The sequence below is a fragment of the Streptomyces sp. Pv4-95 genome (assembly GCF_045782725.1).
Taxonomy (GTDB): Bacteria; Actinomycetota; Actinomycetes; order Streptomycetales; family Streptomycetaceae; genus Streptomyces.
Map to the genome: position 1 here is coordinate 2,460,188 of NZ_CP127172.1, position 23,111 is coordinate 2,483,298.

The following is a 23,111-nucleotide window of genomic DNA, read 5'->3' on the forward strand; positions in this document are numbered from 1 at the left end:
CCTACTCCGCCGAGGCGTCCAGGATCACGACGTCCTCCGCGGCGAAGGCAACGCCCACCCGCTCCCCGCTCTCCGGCGCGTCCCTGAGGGCGCAGGCCGCCTCCAGCGCGGGCCCGCCGGCCGGCTGGAGCAGCAGGGCGACATGGGTGCCGCGGAACGTCCGGGCGGTGACCGTGCAGGGCAGGCCCTCCTCGGCGGGGGTCAGCCGCACCCCGGCCGGGCGGACGAGAAGGCGGCACGGTCCGTCCGGGGTGCCGTCGGGAACCGGCACCTTGCCCCAGGGGGTGGCGGCGGCCTCGCCCTGCACGGTCGCGTCGACCACGTTGTCGAAGCCGAGGAAGCGGGCGACGAAGGCGGTGGCGGGCCGCTGCCAGACCTCCAGCGGGGTGCCGGTCTGCGCGATGCGCCCGTCCTGCATCACCACGACCCGGTCGGCGAGCGCGAACGCCTCGCCCTGGTCGTGCGTGACGGCCAGCACGGTCGTCCCCAACTCCTGGAAGAGGCGCCGCAGTTCGACGACCAGCCGCTCACGCAGCCCGCGGTCGAGCTGCCCGAGCGGCTCGTCGAGCATCAGCAGCCGGGGACGCGGGGCGAGCGCGCGGGCCAGGGCGACGCGCTGCTGTTCGCCGCCGGACAGTGACGCCACGGCGCGCCGCTGGGCGCCGGGCAGGCCGACGAGTTCGAGCAGTTCGGCGACCGTACGCTCCTGGTCGGCGCGCGAGGCACGCCGCATCCGCAGCCCGAAGGCGACATTGCCCGCGACGTCGCGCTGCGGGAAGAGCTGGTGGTCCTGGAACATCATGCCGACCCCGCGCCGGTGCGTGGGCACTCCCGCCTGGTCCCGCCCCTCCAGCAACACCCGCCCCGCGTGGGCCTGTTGGAGTCCGGCGACGACCCGCAGCAGAGTGGACTTCCCGCTGCCGCTCGGCCCCAGGACGCACACGATCTCGTGCGCGACGACATCCAGGTCCACCGCGTCCAGTGCGGGCCGTCCACCGGGGTTGTCGAACCGGACGGTCACGCCGCCCAGTCGCAGCAACTCCTGACCGGCGGTCAGGTCCTGTGCGGTCATCTAGAACTCCCCGGTGTGGTCGGCGGTTCCCCCGGCCGTGCCCGTGCGGGGCCGGAGGCGGAGGCGCTCCAGGGCCAGCAGGGCCCCGGCGCACACCACCATCAAGACGGTCGACAGGGCCATCGCCTGCCCGTAGTTCTGCTCGCCGGCCCGCCCCAGCAGCCGTGCGACGGCCACCGGCAGGGTCGGCTGGTCGGGCCGCGCGATGAAGACGGTGGCCCCGAACTCGCCGAGCGACACGGCGAAGGCGAAGCCGGCGGCGATCAGCAGCGCCCGCCGCACCATCGGCAGGTCCACCTCGCGCCACACCCGCCAGGGTGAGGCGCCGAGCACCGCGGCGGCCTCCCGCAGCCGGCCGTCCACCGCCCGCAGCACGGGCAGCATCGTCCGGACCACGAACGGCACCCCGACCAGTGCCTGGGCGAGCGGCACCAGCCACCACGAGGAGCGCAGGTCCAGCGGTGGCCGGTCGAGCGTGATCAGGAAGCCGAAGCCGACGGTCACCGCCGAGACCCCGAGCGGCAGCATCAGCAGCGCGTCGAACCCGCGGACGAGCCGGCCTGCCGCGGGGGCCTTGCCCGCGGCGCGGCGGCGCGAGGCGGGGAGGGTCAGGGCGGCGGCCGCCAGACCGCCGATCACCAGCGCGATCAGCGTCGCGACGGCCGCGTAGCCGAGGGAGTTCCACAGCGCTTCGAGAGGGGCGACGGCGAAGGTGCTGTCGGCGGTCGCGGCCGAGCGAAGCGTCGCGTAGAAGACCGTGCTGTAGCCGTCCGGACCGGCGAACGAGCGCTCCGCGAGCACCAGCAGCGGAGCGATGAGCAGCACGGCGATGACGGTGAGCGTGCTCCACAGCAGCGCCCACTGCCCGGCGCCGCGCGGCCGCCGCGCGGTCTGCGACGCGTCGACGAGCCGCAGGGCGGACTCCCGGCGGCGCACCGTCCAGGCGTGCAGCGCCAGCAGGCCGAGGACCGCGGCGAACTGGAGCAGGGTCAGGACCGCCGCGGTCGGCAGGTCCAGGAAGTCGGCGGTCTGCCGGTAGATCTCGACCTCCAGCGTCGAGAAGGTGGGGCCGCCCAGGATCTGCACCACCCCGAAGGAGGTGAAGGTGAAGAGGAAGACCATCAGGGCGGCGGCCGCGACGGCCGGTCCCAGCGCGGGCAGCGTCACCCGCCGCCAGGCCGCGAACCGTCCGGCGCCCAGCACCCGGGCGGCCTCTTCCTGACGGGGGTCGAGCTGCCCCCACAGGCCGCCGACGGTCCGTACGACCACCGCGTAGTTGAAGAAGACATGCGCCAGCAGGATCGCCCACACCGAGGTGTCCAGCCGTACGCCCCACAGGTCGTCCAGCAGGCCGCCCCGCCCGACCAGCGCGAGGAACGCCGAGCCGACGACGACGGTCGGCAGCACGAACGGCACCATCACGACGGCCCGCAGCAGCTGTTTGCCGGGGAAGTCGAAGCGCGCGAAGACATACGCGCCGGGCAGCGCGATCAGCAGCGTCAGCGCGGTGGAGGCGGCCGCCTGCCAGACGGTGAACCACAGGACGTGCAGCAGGTCCGGGTCGCCGATCACCTCACCGATCCGGGAGAGCTGCCACTGCCCGCCGTCCTTCAGCCCCCGCCCGACGATCGAGACGACGGGGTAGGCGAAGAACAGCGCGAAGAAGGCGAGCGGCAGGGCCATCAGGCCGAGCCGCACCGCCGTTCCCCGCGCGGTGTTCCCGCGGCGGCCGTGGGCTACTTCAGAACGAGCGAGGACCACTGCTTGATCCACTGTTCGCGGTTCTCGGTGATGTTCTCGGGGGCGAGCGTCGCCGGCTTGTCGATCGTCGCGCCGTACTTGGTGAACACCTCGGGCAGCTCGGCGTCCTCGCGGGCCGGGTTGACGAACATCTGCAGCGGCACGTCCTCCTGGAACTGCTTGCTCAGCAGGAAGTCCAGCAGCGCCTTGCCGCCCTTCTCGTTCCGCGCGCCCTTGAGCAGGCCGCCGAACTCGATCTGGCGGAAGCAGGTGCCGGTCGCGACGCCGGTGGGCGCCTGCTCGGGCTGCGGCTTCTTGTCGAGGACCTCGGCCGGCGGGCTGGACGCGTAGGAGACCACCAGCGGCTTGTCGCCCTTGCCCTTGGCGGCGGCGGAGCCCGTGAACCGCTCGTAGTACGCCTGCTCCCAGCCGTCGACGACCTCGACGCCGTTGGCCTTGAGCTTCTTCCAGTAGTCCTGCCAGCCGTCGGCGCCGTACTTCGCGATGGTGCCGAGCTGGAAGGCGAGGCCCGGCGAGGACGTCGCGGCGTTCTCCGTCAGCAGCAGCCCCTTGTACTCGGGCTTGATCAGGTCGTCGAAGCTCTTCGGCGGCGCGATCTTGTGCTTCTCGAACCAGGCGCGGTCGTAGTTGACGCAGGTGTCGCCGTAGTCGAGGGGGGTGACGCGGTGCTCGGCCTTGTCGAGCTGGAGCTCGCCCGGGACGCTGTCCAGGCCCTTGGCCTTGTACGGGCTGAAGATGCCCTCGTCCAGGCCGCGGGAGAGCAGGGTGTTGTCGATGCCGAAGAACACATCGCCCTGCGGGTTGCCCTTGGACAGGATCGCCTGGTTGACGGCCTTGCCGGCATCGCCGCCCTTGAGCATCTTGACCTTGTAGCCGCTCTTCTTCTCGAAGTCGGCGAGCACCGACTTCGACACGTTGAAGGAGTCGTGGCTGACGAGCGTCACGGTCTTGGCGTCCGTGTCGCTCCCACCGCCGGAGCCGCCGCATGCGGCGAGGGCGCTCATACCGACCGCGGCGGCGAGGGCGGTCGCGATGACCTTGCTGGTGGTGCTCACTGATTTCCTCCTGGCTGGCCAGGAAGAGACGCGGCCCCGCCCGGGGTCCACCGCCGGGGGCGTCGAAGGACGTACCGGGCAGCGACCGGGGCGGGGCGCAACAGCATGAGTGACGACCGAACTTCCTACCCGGAATGACCCGGGCGAGGTTCAAGGGTCTGCGGGCACCGTATGACTACGACGCGTCCGCACTCTCAGCGCTGTGGCGCTCCCCTGTCGGAATGTGCATTTGTTCGATCACACGGTACCAGCGAGCGGTCAGCGTTCCGAGGCCGCGAGCTGCCCGCAGGCCCCGTCGATCTCCTGGCCGCGGGTGTCCCGCACGGTCACCGGGACGCCGTGCGCCTCGATGGCCTGCACGAAGGCCCGCTCGTCCTCGGGCCGCGAGGCGGTCCACTTCGAGCCGGGCGTCGGGTTCAGCGGGATCAGGTTGACATGGACGCGCTTGCCCTTGAGCAGCCGTCCCAGCAGGTCACCGCGCCACGCCTGGTCGTTGATGTCCCGGATCAGCGCGTACTCGATGGAGATGCGCCGCCCGGACTTCTCCGCGTACTCCCAGGCCGCGTCCAGCACCTCGCGGACCTTCCAGCGGGTGTTGACGGGCACCAGTTCGTCCCGCAGCTCGTCGTCCGGGGCGTGCAGCGACACCGCGAGCCGGCACTTGAACCCCTCGTCGGCGAACCGCAGCATCGCCGGCACCAGGCCGACGGTGGAGACGGTGATGCCGCGCTGGGACAGCCCCAGGCCGTCCGGCTCGGGGTCCGTCAGACGCCGGATGGCGCCGACCACCCGCTTGTAGTTGGCCAGCGGCTCGCCCATGCCCATGAAGACGATGTTGGAGAGCCGCGCCGGGCCGCCGGGCACCTCGCCGTCGCGCAGCGCCCGCATCCCGTCGACGATCTGGTGCACGATCTCGGCCGTCGAGAGGTTGCGGTCCAGCCCGGCCTGGCCGGTGGCGCAGAACGGGCAGTTCATGCCGCAGCCGGCCTGCGAGGAGATGCACATGGTGACCCGGTCCGGGTAGCGCATCAGCACGGACTCGACGAGCGTGCCGTCGTGCAGCTTCCACAGCGTCTTGCGGGTGGTGTCGTCGTCGCACGAGATGTGCCGCACCACGTTCATCAGGTCCGGCAGCAGCTCCGCCGCCAGCTTCTCGCGCGCCGCCGCCGGAATGTCGGTCCACTGCGCCGGGTCGTGCGCGTAGCGGGCGAAGTAGTGCTGCGACAGCTGCTTGGCACGAAAGGGCTTCTCACCGATCGCGGCGACCGCCTCACGGCGCTCGGCAGGTTCAAGATCGGCAAGGTGCCGCGGGGGCTTCTTGGCCCCGCGCGGCGCGACAAAGGTGAGTTCTCCGGGTGCAGGCATGGTCCGTCCAGTGTGGCAGATCGCCCGCACCGCCCCGGTCCCCGGCGGAGTGGGGGCCGTCACCCCGGGCGCCGTGACCACCTCGGGCCTCATCGGACAGCGGCGCCAGGTCGGCCCCGGGCAGGACCACGGGCAGCCGGCACGCCATGGGCAAGCCCCCGGAAGCACCACCGCGCCCCGGACAACGAGAAACCGCCCGGGCGCTATCGCCCGGGCGGTTTCCCATAAAGCTGCTCTCCAGCCGCTTCCTGCCGCGTGCCGGTTGTCCTGCCCGTCCCCGTCAGCCGGCGCCCACGAAGATGACGAACAGGAGCCAGACGACCGGGGCGGTCGGCAGCAAGGAGTCGAGGCGGTCCATGATGCCGCCGTGGCCCGGCAGCAGGGTGCCCATGTCCTTGATCCCGAGATCGCGCTTGATCATGGACTCGCCGAGATCGCCGAGGGTGGCGCTGGCCGCGACCGCGAGGCCGAGCAGCAGGCCCTGCCACCAGGCACCGTCCTGGATCAGGAACTCCATGCACAGCGCGCCGGCGACCATCGCGAAGGCCACCGCGCCGAGGAGTCCCTCGCGGGTCTTGCCGGGGCTGATGCGCGGCGCGAGCTTGGTCTTGCCGAAGCGCCAGCCGACCGCGTACGCGCCGGTGTCGCTGACGACCGTCAGCAGCAGGAACGTCAGCACCCGCTGCGGGCCGTCGTCCTCGGCGGCGAGCATCAGGGCCACGAACGTCGCGAGGAACGGGACGTAGAACGCCGCGAAGATCCCGGCGGTGACGTCCCGCAGGTAGTTCTCGGGCGCGTCCGTCATCCGCCAGACCAGGACGGCCAGCGCGGTGAGCGACATCGCCACCCACGCGCCCTCGGCGCCCCGCACATACCCGGCGATCACCATGGCGGTGCCGCCGATCGCGAGCGGCACCAGCGGTACGCGGATGTCCTTGCGCTCCGCCAGCCGCGAGGTCAGCTCCCACAGGCCCACGACCACGGCGATCGCTATCACGCCGATGAACAGGGGCTTGTAGACGAAGAGGGAGGCGGCGATGACCACGCCGAGGCCGACACCGACTCCTATCGCGGCGCGCAGATTGCGGCCCGCGCTCTTCTTCTGCGGCTTCTCTCGGTCCTGCGAGCTCTCGGGCCCGGGAGAACCGGGGAAAGAGGTGGGCATGGGCTCCTGCGGCTTTTCGTCGCGGAACAGGGGGCCGCTCAGCCGAGCAGCCCCCCGGTCGTCCCGGTGATCCCGGTCGTCCCGGATGTCCCGGGGGTCCCGGTCGTCGTCCTGGTGTCCGCCTGCGTCGGGCACGATGGGCATGGGCCGAGTCTGCGCCGCGTCGCCCGCGTCGTGCACGGGACCCGCCGGGGCGGGGGGCGCGGCGCCGCGCAGTGCGGCGGCCGGGCCCTGATCGGGTGGTCCCCAGCGACCGGCGCCGGGCGGGGCCCCCCAGGATGACTCGTTCATCAGACCTCGAGGAGCTCGGATTCCTTGTGCTTGAGCAGCTCGTCCACCTGCGCGACGTACTTCGCGGTGGTGTCGTCGAGCTCCTTCTCCGCGCGGCGCACCTCGTCCTCGCCGGACTCCTTGTCCTTGACGAGCTTGTCGAGGGTTTCCTTGGCCTTGCGGCGCACGCTGCGAATCGAGATCTTCGCGTCCTCGCCCTTGGTCTTGGCGACCTTGATGTACTCCCGGCGACGCTCCTCGGTGAGTTCGGGGAACGTCACACGGATGATGTTGCCGTCGTTGCTCGGGTTGACGCCGAGGTCGGAGTCGCGAATGGCCTGCTCGATGTTGCGCATCGCGCTCTTGTCGAACGGGGTCACCACGGCCATCCGCGGCTCGGGCACCGAGAACGACGCCAGCTGGTTGATCGGCGTCATGGCGCCGTAGTAGTCCGCCACGATCTTGTTGAACATCGCCGGGTGCGCACGCCCGGTGCGAATCGCGGCGAAGTCCTCCTTGGCGACCACGACGGCCTTCTCCATCTTCTCCTCGGCCTCGAGGAGGATCTCTTCGATCACCACTTGCTCCTGGTCATATCGGTAAGAAGCAGAGCCTCGCCCCTGCCGCGCGTCTTCTCCTGCACGGTGTCCGACCGGCAGGCGGTTGTCCATCCCCGTACCGGGGTCTTCCCCCGGCCGGGAGTTGCCGCCCGTACAGGCCGATGCCCGTACGGAATCACGGCAGTTGGGGCCGTCAGGCCCGGGTGCCCTGATCGCTGACGAGCGTGCCGATCTTCTCACCCTTCACCGCGCGCGCGATGTTGCCCTCGGCGAGCAGTTCGAAGACGAGGATCGGGAGCTTGTTGTCGCGGCACAGCGTGATGGCGGTGGCATCGGCGATCTTCAGGTCGCGGGTGATGACCTCGCCGTATTCGAGGGCGTCGAACTTGACCGCGTCCGGGTTCTTCTTGGGGTCGGAGTCGTAGACCCCGTCCACGCCGTTCTTGCCCATCAGCATGGCCTCTGCGTCGATCTCCAGGGCGCGCTGGGCGGCGGTGGTATCAGTGGAGAAGTACGGCATGCCCATACCGGCGCCGAAGATGACGACCCGGCCCTTCTCCAGGTGGCGCACCGCGCGCAGCGGGATGTACGGCTCCGCGACCTGGCCCATGGTGATGGCGGTCTGGACGCGGGAGTCGATGCCCTCCTTCTCCAGGAAGTCCTGGAGGGCCAGGCAGTTCATGACCGTGCCGAGCATGCCCATGTAGTCGGAGCGTGCCCGGTCCATGCCGCGCTGCTGGAGTTCGGCGCCGCGGAAGAAGTTGCCGCCGCCGATCACGATGGCGATCTCGTATCCCTCACGCACCACGGCAGCGATCTCGCGGGCCATGGCGTGCACGACGTCGGGGTCGACGCCCAGTCCGCCGCCGCCGGCGAATGCCTCGCCCGACAGCTTCAGCAGGAAGCGTTGCCTGCCGCCGTGAACGGCTTTGTCCGTGTCCGCGCCATCGGCACCGTGATTCATTGAGCTCTCCTCGTGCACATACGAAGAAGGCCATTGCCGTGGGTCTGGGTCAGATCCCTGTGCGGCAATGGCCTCCTCGTCACATCTGCGGCCGGCCGGTGAGCGGCCGACTGCGTACGACCCTAGCGGGGTCGCAGGTCATTCGCTGACTTCGCGGCAGGCTCAGGCGCCGACGCGGATGCGCGCGAAGCGCTTCAGCGTGACACCGGCCTCGTCCAGAACCTTCTGGACGGTCTTCTTGTTGTCCTTGGCGAACGGCTGCGCGAGCAGCGTGTTCTCCTTGAAGAAGCCGTTGACGCGACCCTCGACGATCTTCGGAAGGGCGGCCTCGGGCTTGCCCTCCTCCTTCGCGGTGGCCTCGGCGACACGGCGCTCGTTCTCGACGACGTCGGCGGGGATGTCGTCCTTGGACAGGAACTTCGGGGCGAAGGCCGCGATGTGCTGCGCGATGTCCTTGGCGACCTCGGCGTTTTCCTTGTCCAGCTCGACCAGGACGCCGACCTGCGGCGGGAGGTCGGGCATGGTGCGGTGCATGTACGCGGCCACGAAACCGTCGGTGAACTGCGCGAAGCGGTCCAGGACGATCTTCTCGCCGAGGGTGGCGTTGGCCTCGTCCACGTACGCCTGGACGGTCTTGCCGGCCTCGATCTCGGAGGCGAGCAGCGACTCCAGGTCGGCGGGCTCGGTCTTGGCGACGTGCGCGGCGAGCGTGTTGGCGACGGCCTGGAACTTCTCGCCCTTGGCGACGAAGTCCGTCTCGCACTTCAGCTCGAGCAGAACGCCGGCCGACTTGTCCTCGGCGATCAGGGAGACGACGGCACCGTTCTCGGCCGAGCGGCTCTCGCGCTTGGCGACGCCCTTCTGGCCCTTGACGCGCAGGATCTCCACGGCCTTGTCGACGTTGCCGTCGGCCTCGTCCAGGGCCTTCTTGCAGTCCATCATGCCGGCGCCGGTGAGCTCGCGGAGCTTCTTGACGTCAGCGGCGGTGTAGTTCGCCATGGTCTGTGAATCTCTTCTCGAAATCTCGACAGTCGAAAGATCTACGGGTGGACGGCGGGGGCGGCGCTCGTGGCGCCGGCCCCCGCCGTCATCAACCTGTACTGAGGTCAGGCCTGCTCGGCGTCCGCGGCCGGCTTCTCGGCCTCGGCGGCCGGGGCAGCCTCGGCCGCGGGGGCCTCGGCAGCAGCCTCGGCGGGCTTGTCCTCGGCCTTGGGGGCCTCGTCGTCGGCCTTCTTCTCACCCTCGAGCAGGTCGCGCTCCCACTCGGCCAGCGGCTCGGCGGCAGCCTTCTCGCCGGGCTTCTGGTCGCCGGTGGCGGCACCGGAACGGGCGATGAGGCCCTCGGCGACGGCGTCGGCGATCACGCGGGTGAGCAGGGTGACGGAGCGGATCGCGTCGTCGTTGCCCGGGATCTTGTAGTCGACCTCGTCGGGGTCACAGTTGGTGTCGAGGATCGCGACGACCGGGATGTTGAGCTTGCGCGCCTCGCCGACGGCGATGTGCTCCTTCTTGGTGTCCACGATCCAGACGGCGCTGGGCACCTTCTGCATCTCGCGGATACCGCCGAGGGTCTTCTCCAGCTTGGCCTTCTCGCGGGAGAGGACGAGGAGCTCCTTCTTGGTGAGGCCGGAGGCGGCCACATCCTCGAAGTCGATCTGCTCGAGCTCCTTCAGGCGCTGCAGGCGCTTGTAGACGGTCGAGAAGTTGGTCAGCATGCCGCCGAGCCAGCGCTGGTTCACGTAGGGCATGCCCACGCGGGTCGCCTGCTCGGCAATGGCCTCCTGGGCCTGCTTCTTCGTGCCGACGAACATGACCGAGCCGCCGTGGGCGACGGTCTCCTTGACGAACTCGTAGGCGCGGTCGATGTACGACAGCGACTGGAGCAGGTCGATGATGTAGATGCCGTTGCGCTCGGTGAAGATGAAGCGCTTCATCTTCGGGTTCCAGCGCCGGGTCTGGTGCCCGAAGTGGACGCCGCTCTCCAGCAGCTCCCGCATCGTGACGACGGCCATGGCCGTACTCCTTGTTGTACTCGGTTCCACTGCGGCCGGTCGGCCGCGGTGCCTGACGCCCCTACGCGCCTGCCGAGGAGGGAACCTTGCGGAACCTTCCGAGGACCGAGGAGCGCGGCCACCGTGCTGCCCGAGAGGGACTGGTGCACTGATGGCGGGGCGTGCGAAGTCGACCCGGTGACCCGGATCGCCACAAGAAGTGTACGGGACAGCGGATGCACTGGGCGACACGCACCTTTTCGTGCCCCGGGCGAGTGACACCGTTGTCCACAGCCGCCAGGTTTTCCACAGCAACGGCCCAAGATCCACACGCCGCGGCGGAGTACGCCACCGTCGACACATGCAACAACATCCCAGCTCAAGCACCACCACGATCACGACCACGATCGCGACCGCAGCCATGGCCACAGCCACAACTGCAGTCACCTCCGGGGCCGGAAAGCACGGACTCCGGAGCGACTCGGGAAGCACTCGGACCGGCGCGGGGGATCTGGAGGTCGACTTCCACCCTTTACCGGGCGCGAGGCCGGCTCGGTTGCCGGGCACCTGGCCACCTCGGCGAAGCGCCATCCTGCCGCGCACCCCCGGTACAGGCGCGCCGACAAAAAGGTGGGCGCACGCTCCGGAACTCACCCGTTCTGGGGCCGGCTGCTCATTTCCCGTGCGCGGGACGACTGCCTGGGCGGTCGTAGCGGCAGGCGCGGCGCTCATAGCGGCGGGCCCGGAAATCGGGATGGGGGTGGGAGTGGTGCCCGCATCCGCCGCCCCCGCCCCCGCTCCTGCCCATGCCAGGGACGGCGCCACGGGTGGGGCTGTGGAGCCGACGGAACGCGTCGCCGGGGAACGTGTCGCAGGGGAACGTGTCGCAGGGGAACGTGTCGCAGGGGCCGGCTCCCCATCGACGCCCGCCCCAAGGCCGGCGGACCGAGCCTGGCCCGTCAACGGACCCGCGGGCTTGCAGCCCATAGTGGTGCGTGGGTGGGACCCACCTCCGTCGCCGTGGGCAGCAGGACATCGCGGAGTGGATCTCTCGGCATCCACCGGAGTACCGGTCCGCGCAGCAGCGCCCGGCAAAGTGGCCTTCGCCGGGACGGTCGCCGGGCGGGGAGTCCTCACCATCGAACTCCCCAGCTCAGACCGTCCCCCCTTGCGCACCACCTACGAACCGGTGCGCCCGACGGTACGGAAGGGCGCGAGCGTCAGGGCGGGCCAACCGGTCGCAGTGCTCCAGCGCGGTCCCTTTCACTGCCGCGGACCGTGCCTCCACTGGGGCCTGCGCCGCGGAAAGGAGTACCTGAACCCGCTGTCACTGCTCCCTCCGTCGATGCTCCACGGCAGCCACTCGCACTTGCTCCCGATCTTCGGCGTCCCCCTCCCTCTGAGCCGTACAGATGCCGTGCGGCCCGAGAATTCAGTCCACACCTCAGCGACGACCGCAGGAACGCGCACGAAGGCTGCCCTGCTGGCAACGGTCGCCCTCACAGCCGCGGCCCTCTGGGCCATCCGCCGCTTGTCCCCACATCGATGCGCGGGCCGCAGCCGCAGCCGCAGCCGAGGGGAGGGCTAGAGACGCCGCAGCCCAGGAATCCCGTGCCGGGCCCCTGCCCCGTCGCCTGGGGCATAGGCCCTGACCAGCGGTAATGAGAGGTACGAGTGCCCCCATCGCTCAGACGTCGGCGATGGCTAACCAAGCCGGCCCTGAGGCCGGCAACCACCCACGGCCGCACCAGGGCACTGCGGGCTGCGGGCTGCGGGCTGCGGGCTGCGGGCTGCGGGCTGCGGGCTGCGGGCTGCGGGCTGCGGGCTGCGGGCTGCGGGCTGCGGGCTGCGGGCTGCGGGCTGCGGGCTGCGGGCTGCGGGCTGCGGGCTGCGGGCTGCGGGCTGCGGGTCCAACGAATGTGGGGGTGGTGGGAGGCGGGGCGGGGGGGGAGGGCCCCCTGGGGGGTGCTTCAGCCTCGGACGCCGCGGAGGACCATCGCCACCGCCGCCTCCGTGATCTGGTCGGGCTCTTCCGCCGCGCCGAGTTCGATGCGGCGTACGGCGGCGTCGACGATGCCTTGGAGCAGCATCGCCGCGAGGCGGGGTTGCTCGTGGCCGAGGTCTGCGAGGGCTTCGACGATCATCGCGATGAGTCCGCCGTGGGCGGCTCGGATCTTCTCGCGCGCGCCCGCGTCCAGTTCACCGGCCGAGATGGCGACGACGGCTCGGTGGCGTCGGTCGCCGACCAGCGCCAGTTGTCGGCGCACGTACGCCTCGATCTTCTCCTCGGCCGTGTCCGCGCCCGCCATCGCCGCCTCGACCTCGGCGGCCCATACGGGGAAGTCGACGGCGCACAGCTCTTCGACGACCGCGGCACGCGAGCGGAAGTACTCGTACACGGAGGAGCGCGCGAGTCCCGTGCGCTCGGCGAGGGCGGGGAAGGTCAGCGCTTCCGTTCCGCCTTCGGACAGCAAGGTGCGGGCGGCGTCCAGAAGGGCGCCGCGCTGCATCGTCCGGTGCTCGGCCACAGAGGCCGCTCGAATCCTTGGCACGTCACCACTCTACGGACGGCGGGCCCACCGTGGCACTCCGCGTCGCATCTCTGTGGCAAGGATCAGCGTCCGACGTCGGCGAGTTTCGCTCTGAGCTGCAGTACGGACTTGGTGTGGATCTGGCTGACCCGGCTCTCCGTGACACCGAGGACGTTGCCGATCTCTGCGAGGGTGAGGCCCTCGTAGTAGTAGAGGGTGACCACGGTCTTCTCACGCTCGGGGAGGGTGTTGATGGCCCGTGCCAGCAGACGCCGCAGCTCTCGGTCCTCGGCGACCTCGACGGGGTTGTCGGCGGCCGTGTCCTCCAGCGTGTCCATCAGGCTGAGCCGTTCACCGCCCTCGCCGCCGGCGTGGAGGAGTTCTTCGAGGGCGACGACGTTCGCCAGGGAGAGCTGGCTGAACACGCCATGGAGGTCCTCGAGCGCGATGCCCATCTCGCGGGCGACCTCAGCCTCGGAGGGTGTGCGGCGCAGCTGCGCTTCGAGGGTTGCGTAGGCGCGCTCGACGGCGCGGGCCTTCTGTCGTACGGAGCGCGGGATCCAGTCCAGGGCGCGCAGTTCGTCGATCATCGCGCCGCGGATGCGGGTGATCGCGTAGGTCTCGAACTTGATGGAGCGTTCGGGTTCGAACTTTTCGATGGCGTCGATCAGTCCGAAGACTCCGGAGGAGACGAAGTCGGCCTGTTCGACGTTGGGTGGCAGTCCGACGCTGACCCGGCCTGCGACGTATTTGACCAGGGGTGAGTAGTGCAGGATCAGCTGCTCCCGCAGTCGCCCGTCACCCGACGCCTTGTAGGAGCGCCACAACTCGTCGAGCGCAGTGGGCGCGGAGGGGCGCACGCTGCCGCGCGCGGCGGGTGGTACTGCCGCGCGGTCAGACCCGGAGGTGTGCTGGGGCATTCGTCGCCTTGAGCCGTTCTGCCGAGACGCTGGTGGGTGAGTGTGTGAAGGGGGGATTGCCTGTGAGCGTAGCGTGACCGAAGTGTCGCGGTGCGCGAGGATCGGGGGTTCGGGCGTGCGCAGATACGTTCCGCTAGCCGCACCTCGTCGTTACCTCGCACAGCGTGGCGACAGCCGGTCAGGGGGTCGGACGCGTGTTCCCGGGGGGTGCGCGGCGGGATGCGGTGACGTGGCCGGCGGGACCCGGGCGGCCGGTTGCGCCACATCGCTATGCCCCCGTGGGTCGACTCCGCATGCCGAAGCGAGGCAAACCTGGATTCTGCGGTCATTCCCCTCACCCTTTCACCCGTTCGCCCCAGGTCAAGTACCGCCTCGCCGGGAACCTGCGGTGTGCTCGGCGCGTCGCGCCAACTCCCAGCGGTCACCGCACCTTTGAACGAATCCGAGGGACTGCAGCTCGAAGAGTTTGCTTTGTGCGAGGTCGCGCGGGGTGCCGGATTCCCGTGCCAGGTGGGCAGTGTCCGTGCCGCCGCGCGCGGGCAGCGCTTCCAGTACGCGGGCCGCGACGGGGTCCAGCAGGTCGCGGCTGAGGGTCGGTCCGCGGCGTTCGGGGGCGAGGTCGCCGATGCTGCCGACGAGTTCGACGACGTCGTCGGCGTCGGTGACCACCACTGCTTCGCCGCGCAGGAGTTGGTGGACTCCTGCGGACAGTGCGCTGGTCACGGGGCCGGGGATGCCCATGGTGTAGCGGCCGAGTGCTGTGGCGCGTCGGGCGGTGACGAGGGAGCCGCTGCGGAGTTCGGCTTCGACGACGACGGTGCCTCTGGTGAGTGCGGCGATGACGCGGTTGCGTTGGACGAAGCGGCTGCGGGTGGGGTGGTCGCCGGGCGGTAACTCGGCCAGGAGGATTCCTTGTTCGGCGATCCGTCCGATCAATTCGGTGTGTCCTCGGGGGTAGGCGTAGTCGACGCCGGAGGCGAGTACGGCGATGGTGGGGCCGTCGGCGGCCATGGCGCCGCGGTGGGCTGCTCCGTCGACTCCGTAGGCGGCTCCGGAGACGACTGTCCAGCCGCGGTCGGCCAGGCCGGCGCCCATGGTTGCGGCGAGGTGGGCGCCGTATTCGGTGCAGGCTCGTGCGCCGACGATGGAGACCGAGCGCAGGGCCCATAGCCGGAGGTTGGCGCGTCCGCGTACCCACAGACCGATGGGGCGGCTGTCTCCCAGGTCGTCGAGTTGGCCGGGCCATTCGTCCTCGCCCGGGCAGAGGAACCGGCCGCCGAGTGCGGTGACGGCGGCGATGTCAGCGGCGGGGTCGGTGCGTTCCGCGCGAAGCCTCAGGCCGGCGAGCTTGTCCCGGCCGGCGCCTTTGGGCGGGTCGGCGTCAGGGGAGGACAGCGCCTGCCAGAGGGCCACCGGGCCCATTTCGCGCAGCCAGCGGCCGGCGGTTTCGTCGCCTGGTTCGAGGATGCGGGTGAGTGCCGCGCGGGCCGTGCGCTGCGGCGTGTCGGGGTCGTGTCGGGCCGGCTCCTCGGCGTGTGGTGAGCGGGGCGCAGGGTGCGGGGCGGTTCGGCGTGTCGCGCCTTCGTTCTCGCTGCTGCTCGGGCGGTGTCGGGTGGTGTCGTCGGCATCGTGTGTGGCGAAGCCCCATGCGTCGGTCCCGCTCATCTCTCCCCCGTTCTGCGGCCGTTGTGGCTGCGTGATTCTCCGGTCCGCGTGGCCGCTGCGGCCGTTGTTTGCGGGACCGCAGCGGCTCGCGGGTTGCGCTCATGCTCCGGCGGTCGCCGTCACCGCTCCTCGCCGTACGCCGGTGCGGAGTTCCAGTGCCCAGTTGACGTCTTCGGTTGTCGGGCGGTCGTGGCCGGCGAGGTCCGCCGCCGTCCAGGCGACGCGAAGGACACGGTCGAGGCCACGAGCGGTCAGCAGGCCGCATTCGAGGTCGCGTTCGACTTGGGCGAGTGCACCGGGGTGGACCTGCCAGCGGGTTCTCAGTTCGTGCCCGGGCACTTCGCTGTTGGTGCGCCAGGGGGTGTCGGTGAAGCGCGCCGCTGAGCGTTCGCGGGCAGCGCGTACGCGGTCGGCGACCGTTGCGGTGGATTCGGCGCCGCGGCCGAGGGCGATGAGTTCGGAGCGTGCGACGGGTTCCACGGCGATGCGTAGGTCGACGCGGTCCATCAGGGGTCCTGACAGGCGGGCGCGGTAGCGGCGGATGGAGGAGGGCCTGCATTCGCAGCCGCCGCCGATGGTGCCGTGCCGGCCGCAGGGGCAGGGGTTGGCCGCGAGGGCGAGGAGGAAGCGTGCGGGCAGGCGCATCATGCCTGCGGCACGGGCCACGACGACGTGTCCGGATTCCAGTGGCTGCCGCAGGGCGTCCAGGACGCGTGCGTTGCATTCGGCGGCCTCGTCGACGAAGAGGACGCCGTGGTGGGCGAGCGATACGGCGCCGGGGCGGGGCAGTCCGCTGCCGCCGCCGACGAGGCTGGCCATGGTCGCTGAGTGGTGCGGGGCGCAGTAGGGCGGGCGGTTGACGAGCGGTTGCCCTGGCGGGAGGGTGCCGGCGACCGAGTGGACGGCGGTGACTTCCAGGGATTCCTTGGGTGACAGGGGTGGCAGCAGCCCGGGGAGGCGTTCGGCGAGCATGGTTTTCCCGGCTCCGGGTGGGCCTTTGAAGAAGATGTGGTGGCGTCCTGCGGCGGCCACCTCCAGGGCCCGGCGGGCGGTGTGCTGGCCGGCGACGTCCGACAGATCGAGGGTGCGGTCACCGGGTGGCAGTCCGGCGCCGATACCGGTACCCGGCACGATCAGCCCGGCGAGCAGGGGGTCGGGGCGGCCCTCGCCGGGGGTGTCGTCCTCTTCTGGGACCGGTTCGTCGGTGAGGACGGCGATGAGCTGGCGCAGGCTGCGGACGCCGAGGACGGAGATGCCGGGGACGAGGGACGCCTCGGCAACGGTTCGTTCCGGTACGACGACCTGGCGGTATCCGGCCTCGGCCGCTGCCAGGACGGCCGGCAGCACGCCTCGCACGGGGCGGACCCGGCCGTCCAGGCCCAGCTCGCCGATCATCATCAGGTCGGTGAGTTCCCTAGGGTCGAGGCGCTCGGCGGCGCCGAGGACCGCGCAGGCCACGGCGAGGTCGAATCCGCTGCCGCCTTTCGGGACGGATGCGGGGCTGAGGCCGACGGTGAGCTTCTTCTGTGGCCACTCGGCACCGGAGTTCACCACCGCGGCGCGTACACGGTCCTTGGACTCCACGAGGCTCTTGTCGGGCAGTCCGACGAGGGTGAAGGCGGCGACACCTGGTTCGAGGTCGGCCTGGACCTCGACCACGACGCCTTCGACTCCGACGAGGGCGACGGAGCAGGTGCGGGCGAAGCCCATCACGCCACCCCCCGTGCGTGGTCGACGACCGGGGCGCCGCGGGCGGGGAGCAGCACGCCGACGACGTCGATGCGCACGCCTCCGGGCGGCGGTCCGCCGTGCCGCTCCAGCCAGCGCTCGGCCAGCAGGCGCAGGCGCTGGGTCTTCTCGGGACGAACCGCTGCCATGGGGTGCTCGTACCAGCCGGCGCGGCGGGTCTTGACCTCGCAGATCACGAGGGCGTCGCCGTCGGCTGCCACGATGTCGATCTCGCCGTCGCGGCAGCGCCAGTTGCGGTCCAGGATGCGCATGCCGGCCTGGATGAGGCACCGGGCGGCGAGGTCTTCGCCGTAGCGTCCGAGAGCCCGCCGGGCGTCCGGGCGCTTAGGAGGGGCCGCGTGGGGTTCGGCCGCGTTGGACTTGCTTGGCGGGGGCGCTGGGTGTCCGTCGGCCTCGGGGCGGCGTGCCCTGGCCTCATGGCGGCGCCCTGGAGTGGGGTCGGGCCCGTTCCGGGCATCAGGTCCCGGATCTGGCTGCGTCCTGCGGCGGCCTCGGCTCAGGTTTCGGGTCCTGGGCTCGACTCGGCCCCGCTCCCCCGCTGGCCCGTGGCTCCCCGGCGGTGGGCACCCGGCGGGCGCCTCCTCGCCGCCTACCGCTCCGCCGCAGCTGCCCCTGCCGCTGCCCTGAGCCCCGGCATCACCAGCCACTCCCCGGCCTAACGGCATCCCCCTGGCCCCGTGACCATGTCCCCCGGACCCGCCCTCGTTCCGAGCCCCGGCGCTCCCGTACGCACTCGATGCCCCGTACGCCCTCGACGGCCCGAACGTGCTCGACGTCCCGTACTCGCTCGAAGCCCCGTCCGGACCGAGCCCGATTCCTTCGGCCTGTGCTCCGTACCTGGCCTGCCGGCCGGCCTGCATGGCGTTCATGCGGCACCACCTCCGGCACCGACTGTGAAGTCTTCGCACTGAGCTGTTGGATCTTGGTGGATAACCCTTCAGCTGTGGATAACCCGGTCACCCACAGTGGTGATCAGCGGCGCACGCGCAGCACAGCCGGCCGCCGGCAACTCGCCAGGCAACCGGCCGGCCGGAAACAGCCCACATCCCGAGCAGTCCGAGCCCAGCCCTTGGGCGGACCGAGCCCCCGGTACGGCCCCTCAGCTCCCCGGCAGATCGAGATCGCTCTTGTTGAGCTCCTCGATATTCACGTCCTTGAACGTCAGTACGCGCACCTGCTTGACGAAGCGAGCCGGGCGGTACATGTCCCAGACCCAGGCGTCAGCCATCGAGACCTCGAAGAACACCTCGCCCTGCACCGAGTGCACCTGCATCTCGTAGTCATTGGTGAGGTAGAACCGTCGCTCGGTCTCGATCACGTACTTGAACAGACCGACGACGTCGCGGTACTCCCGGTAGAGCTTCAGCTCCATCTCGGTCTCGTACTTCTCGAGGTCCTCGGCGCTCATGGCAGATCCCCTTCAGCCGTGCGTCCCCCTATTGTGCGTCAGACCCTCTCGGTCTCCAGGAGCACCGGCGCACTGGGGGGCCCTTCGTCGAGCAGCGTGCGCAGCAGCTCGGCGAGTCTGGTCGGATACACCGTCTCATGCGACGCGGACAGTTCCTCGAAAGTCCACCACCTCAGTCCCGAGACGCTGCGTCGCTCCAGGTCCGTCTGCCCCCTGGTGTCGGTCTCAGTCCGGTCGGTCCGTCCCAGGTAGTACCACTCGTCCTGCTCCCATTGACGTCCGTCGAAGGGGAAGGAGCAGCGGCGTTTCCACAGGACGGGGCCGAGGGCTGCCCGGGTGATTCCGGTTTCCTCGGCGAGTTCGCGGCGCGCCGCCTCTTCGCGGGTCTCGGTGCCTTCCACGCCGCCGCCAGGAGTGAACCACCAGGTCTCGGTGGGGCGGGCCGGTTCGAAGCCGTGCATGAGCAGGATCCGGTCGTCGGGATCGAGCAGGATGACGCGGGAGACCTGGCGCACCTCGGCCTGCCGGCCCGCGGCCGTCCCGTCGCGATCGGCCACCCGGTCGCGGTCAGCTGCCTCAGCCTGGTCAGCGGCCTCCCGGCCGGCTTCCGTGCCCGTCGCCTTCTCGTCGCGATCAGCCACGGTTGCGGCCCTTGCGCCGGGTGAGGGGGCCGTGGGCGGCGCCGCCGAGGATCAGGACGGTGCCGGCGATCACCGCGTAGGTGATGGGCCGCAGCGGACCGGGCTGTGAGGTGCCGCCGGGCAGCTCGGAGAAGGCCTCAGGGCGGTCCATCATGCCGACGCTGCCGACCGGCCAGGCGCGGGCGTCCACGCGGGCGCTGACGGCGCTGCGCGGCACGGAGCCGTGGTCGCCGTCCGTGAGGTGGACGCGAGAGTCGAGGGAATCGCTGCGGTGGTCGCCGAGCAGGAAGAGCTGGCCGGTGGGGACCTTGGCCTTGAAGCCGGTGGGTGAGGCGGGCCCATCGCTCTGCAGATACGGTTCCTCGACCGGAACGCCGTTGACGGTCAGGCGGCCTTCCTTGGTGCAGCAGGAGACCTTGTCGCCGCCGACGCCGACGACGCGCTTGACCATCGGCAGGTCGCCCCACACCGAGTCCTTGAAGACGACGACGTCGCCCCTGCGTATCTCGGAGCCGTCGACCCGTTCGGCCAGGACACGGGCCCCGGCCGCGATCGTCGGTGCCATCGAGTCGGTCGGAACCGTATACGGGCGGTAGATCAGTGCCCCCCATACGAAGCCGCCCAGGAACAGCGCACAGCCGACGGCCACGGCCAGACCGGACAGCACACTGCCCGTGGTCCGGCCGCGGCCGTCGGTCCTGCGTTCCGTACTGCTGCTCATCCCAGCGCTCCCACCCCGCGGTACCGGCCCGCGTCGAAGATCTGGGACGGCACCCTACCTGGGGGTACGTTCCGCGGTCAGCCTCCGGCGGCGCCACAGCACGATCGGGACCGCTCCGATGAGCCCGAGCGCGGCCGGCGCCGCAGCCATCGACTTGTTGATCCCCGGCTGGTCGAAGGTGTCCGGGACCGGCAGCGTGGACCAGCGGTTGATGGGCCAGGCGATGGTGAAGGCACGGCCGACGACCTCGTCCACCGAGACGGTGCCGTTGCCCTTGAGGTTCTGGTGGTAGCGGGAGTCGAGGGAGTCGTCCCGGTGATCACCCATGACCCAGATCCGGTCCTTGGGGACGTGGATCGGGCCGAACTCCCGGTCGCCGCAGGGGGTGGCCCCGGGGAAGACGTAGGAGTCCTCCTTGAGGGCCTTGCCGTTGACCTTCACCGGGCCGGTGCCATGGCACTCGACGGTGTCCCCACCGACCGCGATCACCCGCTTGATCAGGTCCTTCTCCTCGGCCGAGGGCATCAGACCGATGAAGCTGAGGACCTTTTGCACGGGGTTCGGCTCGGGGGTCGGTGCTTCGTTCAGCCAGCCGCCCGGGTCGTGGAAGACCACGACCTCGCCGCGCTCCGGCTTCGAGCCGAACCACGGCGTCAGCTTGTCGACGAGGACCCGGTCGCCACGCTGCAGGGTGTCCTGCATGGAGTCGGACGGGATGGAGAACGCCTGCACCAGGAACGTCTTGATCAACAGCGCGAGGATCAACGCGATGCCGATGAGAATCGGCAGCTCTTTCCAGAAGGCGCGCGGCTTTTTCCCCGTCGTCATGCTGCCGCTCTCCTCCTCGGCCGCCGACCGGTCCGTCGGTGATGACTGCTGCGCCTGCGACTGATGCACGGAACTCGTCGCCGCCTGCGGAATGTCACCGCGCCCCGCCGGCTCCTCGGGCTCTTCGGTTCCGGACCGCGCGCCGACCGCCAAGTCCCCCACATCTGCTCCTTACTCCACGCTCACGCCCGCCCGTCAACCGGTGCAGGCCCACCACTCCCATAACGAGCGGGAGTTCCGCAGGGGTCGGGAGTACGGCCAAAGTCTCGGAGGACACCCTATGTGGCGCACCGGCTCCGGACGCCCTGGCGCCCGGCGAGTCGTGCACGGTTGAGAAGGTGTCCGGCTCTTCGAGTTGTCGCCAGTGGCTGAACGGCCAGGCGATCACCACGGCGCGGCCGACGACATTTTCCTCCGAGACGGTGCCACGGTACGGCTCGTCGAGGTGGAAGCGCGAATCCGCGGAGTCGGAACGGTGGTCGCCCATCACGAAGATCCGCCCGATGGGAACGTTCACGGTGAATTTCAGCGTGGACGGCGGATTTCCGGGGTGGACGTACGGTTCGGTGAGCGGCTTGCCGTTAACCGTCACGCGGTTCTGCTTGTCGCAGCATTTGACGGTGTCGCCGCCCACGCCGACGACGCGTTTGATGAGGTCTTGTTCATCGGCGGACGGCAGCAGTCCGATGAAGGTCATGAATTCCTTGAACTGCTTCACGCCCGGTCCGTCTTCGGCGGTTTGCGCCTGCTCGCCCTTGAGCCAGCCTCCCGGGTCCTTGAAGACGACGACCTCGCCGCGCTCCGGCTTCGAGCCGAACCACGGCGTGAGTTTGTCGACGAGAACCCGGTCGCCGATTTTGATCGTCTGCTCCATGGAGCCCGACGGAATCACGAACGCCTGCACAAGGAAGGTCTTCAGCACCAGCGCGATGGCCAGGGCCACCCCGATCAGGATGGGGATTTCCTTGATGTAGGAGCGTTGCCTGCGGCGCTTGATGCGCTTCGCCTGCCGTCGTCGCTCGGCGCGCCCGCCGGTCGCCCGGCGGGCTCCAGGGCCGTCTGCGGGCTCCCCGGGCTCTGCGGGGGCTCCTTTGGCGTGGCGGGTTCCTGTGCTGTTCTGCTGCCCGTGGCGGGGCCGCCCCCGATTACCCATGGGGGCCTGCCGGGGCCGGTATGTCGTCGAAGGCCCGCGGCCGGTCGAGGGTGGTCCAGCGGCCCACCGGCCAGGTGATCCAGTCCGCCCGGCCGATCACCTTGTCGACGGGTACGGTGCCGCCGCCCGCCTCACCGAGGTGGTCGCGGGAGTCACGGGATCTGGCACGGTGGTCGCCCATCACCCACAACTTCCCCTCCGGCACCTCGATGTCGAACTCCACCGAGGAGGGTGCGTTCCCCGGGTAGAGGTAGCCCTCGGCCACGGGCTCACCGTTCACTTCGATCCGCCCCCGTTTGTCGCAGCAGGTCACACGGTCACCGCCGACCCCGATCACGCGCTTGACGTAGTCGGTCTCGGCGGGCCGGGCCAGGCCCAGCGCCGCGCCGGCACCGCGCAGCAGTGCCGTGACCGGATTCTCCCCCGGCTCGCTGTGAACGAAAGACCCGGTGCCGTCGAACACCACCACATCGCCCCGCCGCGGGTCGTCGCCGAAGCGGTAGGCCAGCTTGTTGACCAGCACCCGGTCGCCGATCCGCAGGGTGTTCTCCATGGAGGAGCTGGGGATCAGAAAGGGCTGCGCGACGAAGGCGCTGAGCAGCAGCAGGAAGGCCGCGCACAGGGCGAGGAGGGTGACCGGCCGCTGCCGCAGCCCGGCCGAGCGGGCCAGGAAACGCGCGGAGCGCGACCTCTGCTCCGGCCCCTGGTCGGGGGCGGGAGAGCGGTCGCGCTCCGAGAGCTGTGCGTCGTTGTCCATCGGGCCCTGAGCCTATCCGGCCGGGTCCGGACGTCGGACGTGAGCTTGGCTTTGCGTTGCTCCGGCGCAAAAAATCGCGGTCCGGGGCGGCACGACTCAGTTGTCGCGCTTCTCCTTGATCTTCGCGGCCTTGCCGCGGAGCTCACGGAGGAAGTACAGCTTGGCGCGACGGACGTCACCGCGGGTCACGACCTCGATCTTCTCGACGATCGGGGTGTGCACCGGGAAGGTGCGCTCCACGCCGACGGAGAAGCTGACCTTGCGGACCGTGAAGGTCTCGCGCACGCCGGCGCCCTGACGGCGGATGACGACGCCCTTGAACTGCTGCACACGGGAGCGGTTGCCCTCGATGACGCGGACGTGGACGTTGACGGTGTCACCCGGGCGGAAGGCCGGGACGTCGGTGCGCAGCGATGCGGAGTCGACGGAGTCGAGAAGGTTCATGACCTACTGCTTTCTTCGCTGATGCCACAGGTCATCAACGGGATATCGGGATGATGTTTCGGATGCCGTTCCGTCGGGCGGGCGTCGTTCC

At 70.3% G+C, this 23,111-nt stretch carries 21 protein-coding genes, 1 pseudogene and 1 riboswitch; of the genes and pseudogenes, 1 reads left to right on the forward strand and 21 read right to left on the reverse strand.

All coding sequences use genetic code 11. The features are described 5' to 3' along the window. Nucleotide 1: 1 nt before the first annotated feature. The 9 genes from QOM21_RS10780 to rpsB form a co-directional block, all read right to left on the reverse strand. Nucleotides 2-1,072 carry an ABC transporter ATP-binding protein gene (locus QOM21_RS10780; protein WP_407549689.1) on the reverse strand — a complete coding sequence of 357 codons (1,071 nt, stop codon included), beginning with the start codon at nucleotides 1,070-1,072 and terminating at the stop codon, nucleotides 2-4. Next, on the reverse strand, nucleotides 1,073-2,833 hold the full coding sequence (locus QOM21_RS10785) for an ABC transporter permease (RefSeq protein ID WP_407555628.1): 1,761 nt from the start codon (nucleotides 2,831-2,833) through the stop codon (nucleotides 1,073-1,075). Beyond that, on the reverse strand, nucleotides 2,809-3,888 hold the full coding sequence (locus QOM21_RS10790; RefSeq protein ID WP_407549692.1) for a thiamine ABC transporter substrate binding subunit: 1,080 nt from the start codon (nucleotides 3,886-3,888) through the stop codon (nucleotides 2,809-2,811). The genes QOM21_RS10785 and QOM21_RS10790 overlap by 25 nt, the downstream gene beginning before the upstream one ends. 104 nt (nucleotides 3,889-3,992) lie before the next feature. Then, nucleotides 3,993-4,113, reverse strand: a riboswitch (TPP riboswitch). A 33-nt stretch (nucleotides 4,114-4,146) separates the two neighbouring features. Next, nucleotides 4,147-5,253: a 23S rRNA (adenine(2503)-C(2))-methyltransferase RlmN gene (gene rlmN / locus QOM21_RS10795; RefSeq protein WP_407549694.1), complete on the reverse strand. Its 1,107-nt coding sequence runs from the start codon at nucleotides 5,251-5,253 to the stop codon at nucleotides 4,147-4,149. Nucleotides 5,254-5,533: 280 nt separating this feature from the next. Further along, nucleotides 5,534-6,709, reverse strand: a complete 1,176-nt coding sequence (locus QOM21_RS10800; RefSeq protein ID WP_407549696.1) for a phosphatidate cytidylyltransferase — start codon at nucleotides 6,707-6,709, stop codon at nucleotides 5,534-5,536. Further along, complete coding sequence (frr, locus tag QOM21_RS10805) at nucleotides 6,709-7,266, reverse strand: ribosome recycling factor (RefSeq protein ID WP_393895633.1); 558 nt, start codon at nucleotides 7,264-7,266, stop codon at nucleotides 6,709-6,711. The genes QOM21_RS10800 and frr overlap by 1 nt, the downstream gene beginning before the upstream one ends. 175 nt (nucleotides 7,267-7,441) lie before the next feature. Further along, nucleotides 7,442-8,212: a UMP kinase gene (gene pyrH / locus QOM21_RS10810; protein WP_393895634.1), complete on the reverse strand. Its 771-nt coding sequence runs from the start codon at nucleotides 8,210-8,212 to the stop codon at nucleotides 7,442-7,444. Nucleotides 8,213-8,374: 162 nt separating this feature from the next. Continuing rightward, the gene (tsf, locus tag QOM21_RS10815; RefSeq protein ID WP_407549699.1) at nucleotides 8,375-9,211 is read right to left on the reverse strand and encodes a translation elongation factor Ts; all 837 of its coding nucleotides are present in this window, start codon (nucleotides 9,209-9,211) and stop codon (nucleotides 8,375-8,377) included. 107 nt (nucleotides 9,212-9,318) lie between these two features. Next, on the reverse strand, nucleotides 9,319-10,224 hold the full coding sequence (gene rpsB, locus QOM21_RS10820; protein WP_407549701.1) for a 30S ribosomal protein S2: 906 nt from the start codon (nucleotides 10,222-10,224) through the stop codon (nucleotides 9,319-9,321). 733 nt (nucleotides 10,225-10,957) lie between these two features. On the opposite strand from rpsB, the gene QOM21_RS10825 reads away from it, so the two are divergent. Further along, on the forward strand, nucleotides 10,958-11,791 hold the full coding sequence (locus QOM21_RS10825) for a murein hydrolase activator EnvC family protein (protein ID WP_407555629.1): 834 nt from the start codon (nucleotides 10,958-10,960) through the stop codon (nucleotides 11,789-11,791). Between the two features lie 382 nt (nucleotides 11,792-12,173). Here QOM21_RS10825 and QOM21_RS10830 read toward each other — a convergent pair whose 3' ends face one another. The 12 genes and pseudogenes from QOM21_RS10830 to rplS all read right to left on the reverse strand — a co-directional run bounded on the left by QOM21_RS10830 (nucleotide 12,174) and on the right by rplS (nucleotide 23,020). After that, nucleotides 12,174-12,713 (reverse strand): TetR/AcrR family transcriptional regulator, encoded by a 540-nt coding sequence (locus QOM21_RS10830; RefSeq protein ID WP_407555630.1) that lies wholly within the window; start codon nucleotides 12,711-12,713, stop codon nucleotides 12,174-12,176. A gap of 104 nt (nucleotides 12,714-12,817) precedes the next feature. Beyond that, the gene (gene whiG, locus QOM21_RS10835) at nucleotides 12,818-13,654 is read right to left on the reverse strand and encodes an RNA polymerase sigma factor WhiG (protein ID WP_407549703.1); all 837 of its coding nucleotides are present in this window, start codon (nucleotides 13,652-13,654) and stop codon (nucleotides 12,818-12,820) included. 360 nt (nucleotides 13,655-14,014) lie between these two features. Further along, the gene (gene dprA / locus QOM21_RS10840) at nucleotides 14,015-15,319 is read right to left on the reverse strand and encodes a DNA-processing protein DprA (protein WP_407549705.1); all 1,305 of its coding nucleotides are present in this window, start codon (nucleotides 15,317-15,319) and stop codon (nucleotides 14,015-14,017) included. Nucleotides 15,320-15,418: 99 nt separating this feature from the next. Next, nucleotides 15,419-17,029 carry a YifB family Mg chelatase-like AAA ATPase gene (locus QOM21_RS10845; protein WP_407549707.1) on the reverse strand — a complete coding sequence of 537 codons (1,611 nt, stop codon included), beginning with the start codon at nucleotides 17,027-17,029 and terminating at the stop codon, nucleotides 15,419-15,421. Continuing rightward, nucleotides 17,029-17,385 (reverse strand): annotated as a pseudogene (locus QOM21_RS10850) (YraN family protein); the annotation flags it as partial. The pseudogene QOM21_RS10850 and the gene QOM21_RS10845, both read right to left, overlap by 1 nt. A gap of 782 nt (nucleotides 17,386-18,167) precedes the next feature. Then, a complete protein-coding gene (locus QOM21_RS10855) occupies nucleotides 18,168-18,476 on the reverse strand; it encodes a DUF2469 domain-containing protein (protein ID WP_003980220.1) in 309 nt (102 codons plus the stop codon). A gap of 38 nt (nucleotides 18,477-18,514) precedes the next feature. Beyond that, on the reverse strand, nucleotides 18,515-19,033 hold the full coding sequence (locus QOM21_RS10860; RefSeq protein WP_407555631.1) for an NUDIX hydrolase: 519 nt from the start codon (nucleotides 19,031-19,033) through the stop codon (nucleotides 18,515-18,517). A 76-nt stretch (nucleotides 19,034-19,109) separates the two neighbouring features. Beyond that, a complete protein-coding gene (lepB, locus tag QOM21_RS10865; protein ID WP_407549709.1) occupies nucleotides 19,110-19,838 on the reverse strand; it encodes a signal peptidase I in 729 nt (242 codons plus the stop codon). 54 nt (nucleotides 19,839-19,892) lie between these two features. Beyond that, nucleotides 19,893-20,666 carry a signal peptidase I gene (gene lepB / locus QOM21_RS10870; protein ID WP_407549711.1) on the reverse strand — a complete coding sequence of 258 codons (774 nt, stop codon included), beginning with the start codon at nucleotides 20,664-20,666 and terminating at the stop codon, nucleotides 19,893-19,895. A 94-nt stretch (nucleotides 20,667-20,760) separates the two neighbouring features. After that, nucleotides 20,761-21,819: a signal peptidase I gene (gene lepB / locus QOM21_RS10875; protein WP_407549713.1), complete on the reverse strand. Its 1,059-nt coding sequence runs from the start codon at nucleotides 21,817-21,819 to the stop codon at nucleotides 20,761-20,763. After that, nucleotides 21,812-22,576, reverse strand: a complete 765-nt coding sequence (gene lepB / locus QOM21_RS10880) for a signal peptidase I (protein ID WP_407549714.1) — start codon at nucleotides 22,574-22,576, stop codon at nucleotides 21,812-21,814. The genes lepB (QOM21_RS10875) and lepB (QOM21_RS10880) overlap by 8 nt, the downstream gene beginning before the upstream one ends. A gap of 96 nt (nucleotides 22,577-22,672) precedes the next feature. Further along, nucleotides 22,673-23,020, reverse strand: coding sequence for a 50S ribosomal protein L19 (rplS, locus tag QOM21_RS10885; RefSeq protein WP_393895657.1), 348 nt, complete (start codon nucleotides 23,018-23,020; stop codon nucleotides 22,673-22,675). Between the last annotated feature and the right edge of the window lie 91 nt (nucleotides 23,021-23,111).

What these genes read in the sequence shown, in the direction of transcription:
- lepB (WP_407549709.1), bottom strand. Translation starts at nt 19,838, where the DNA reads ATGAGCAGCAGTACGGAACGCAGGACCGACGGCCGCGGCCGGACCACG.
- QOM21_RS10825 (WP_407555629.1), top strand. Translation starts at nt 10,958, where the DNA reads ATGGGGGTGGGAGTGGTGCCCGCATCCGCCGCCCCCGCCCCCGCTCCT.
- QOM21_RS10830 (WP_407555630.1), bottom strand. Translation starts at nt 12,713, where the DNA reads ATGCAGCGCGGCGCCCTTCTGGACGCCGCCCGCACCTTGCTGTCCGAA.
- dprA (WP_407549705.1), bottom strand. Translation starts at nt 15,319, where the DNA reads ATGAGCGGGACCGACGCATGGGGCTTCGCCACACACGATGCCGACGAC.
- rpsB (WP_407549701.1), bottom strand. Translation starts at nt 10,224, where the DNA reads ATGGCCGTCGTCACGATGCGGGAGCTGCTGGAGAGCGGCGTCCACTTC.
- whiG (WP_407549703.1), bottom strand. Translation starts at nt 13,654, where the DNA reads ATGCCCCAGCACACCTCCGGGTCTGACCGCGCGGCAGTACCACCCGCC.
- lepB (WP_407549713.1), bottom strand. Translation starts at nt 21,819, where the DNA reads ATGGGTAATCGGGGGCGGCCCCGCCACGGGCAGCAGAACAGCACAGGA.
- lepB (WP_407549714.1), bottom strand. Translation starts at nt 22,576, where the DNA reads ATGGACAACGACGCACAGCTCTCGGAGCGCGACCGCTCTCCCGCCCCC.
- tsf (WP_407549699.1), bottom strand. Translation starts at nt 9,211, where the DNA reads ATGGCGAACTACACCGCCGCTGACGTCAAGAAGCTCCGCGAGCTCACC.
- QOM21_RS10800 (WP_407549696.1), bottom strand. Translation starts at nt 6,709, where the DNA reads ATGAACGAGTCATCCTGGGGGGCCCCGCCCGGCGCCGGTCGCTGGGGA.
- QOM21_RS10845 (WP_407549707.1), bottom strand. Translation starts at nt 17,029, where the DNA reads ATGGGCTTCGCCCGCACCTGCTCCGTCGCCCTCGTCGGAGTCGAAGGC.
- QOM21_RS10780 (WP_407549689.1), bottom strand. Translation starts at nt 1,072, where the DNA reads ATGACCGCACAGGACCTGACCGCCGGTCAGGAGTTGCTGCGACTGGGC.
- lepB (WP_407549711.1), bottom strand. Translation starts at nt 20,666, where the DNA reads ATGACGACGGGGAAAAAGCCGCGCGCCTTCTGGAAAGAGCTGCCGATT.
- rlmN (WP_407549694.1), bottom strand. Translation starts at nt 5,253, where the DNA reads ATGCCTGCACCCGGAGAACTCACCTTTGTCGCGCCGCGCGGGGCCAAG.
- pyrH (WP_393895634.1), bottom strand. Translation starts at nt 8,212, where the DNA reads ATGAATCACGGTGCCGATGGCGCGGACACGGACAAAGCCGTTCACGGC.
- rplS (WP_393895657.1), bottom strand. Translation starts at nt 23,020, where the DNA reads ATGAACCTTCTCGACTCCGTCGACTCCGCATCGCTGCGCACCGACGTC.
- QOM21_RS10855 (WP_003980220.1), bottom strand. Translation starts at nt 18,476, where the DNA reads ATGAGCGCCGAGGACCTCGAGAAGTACGAGACCGAGATGGAGCTGAAG.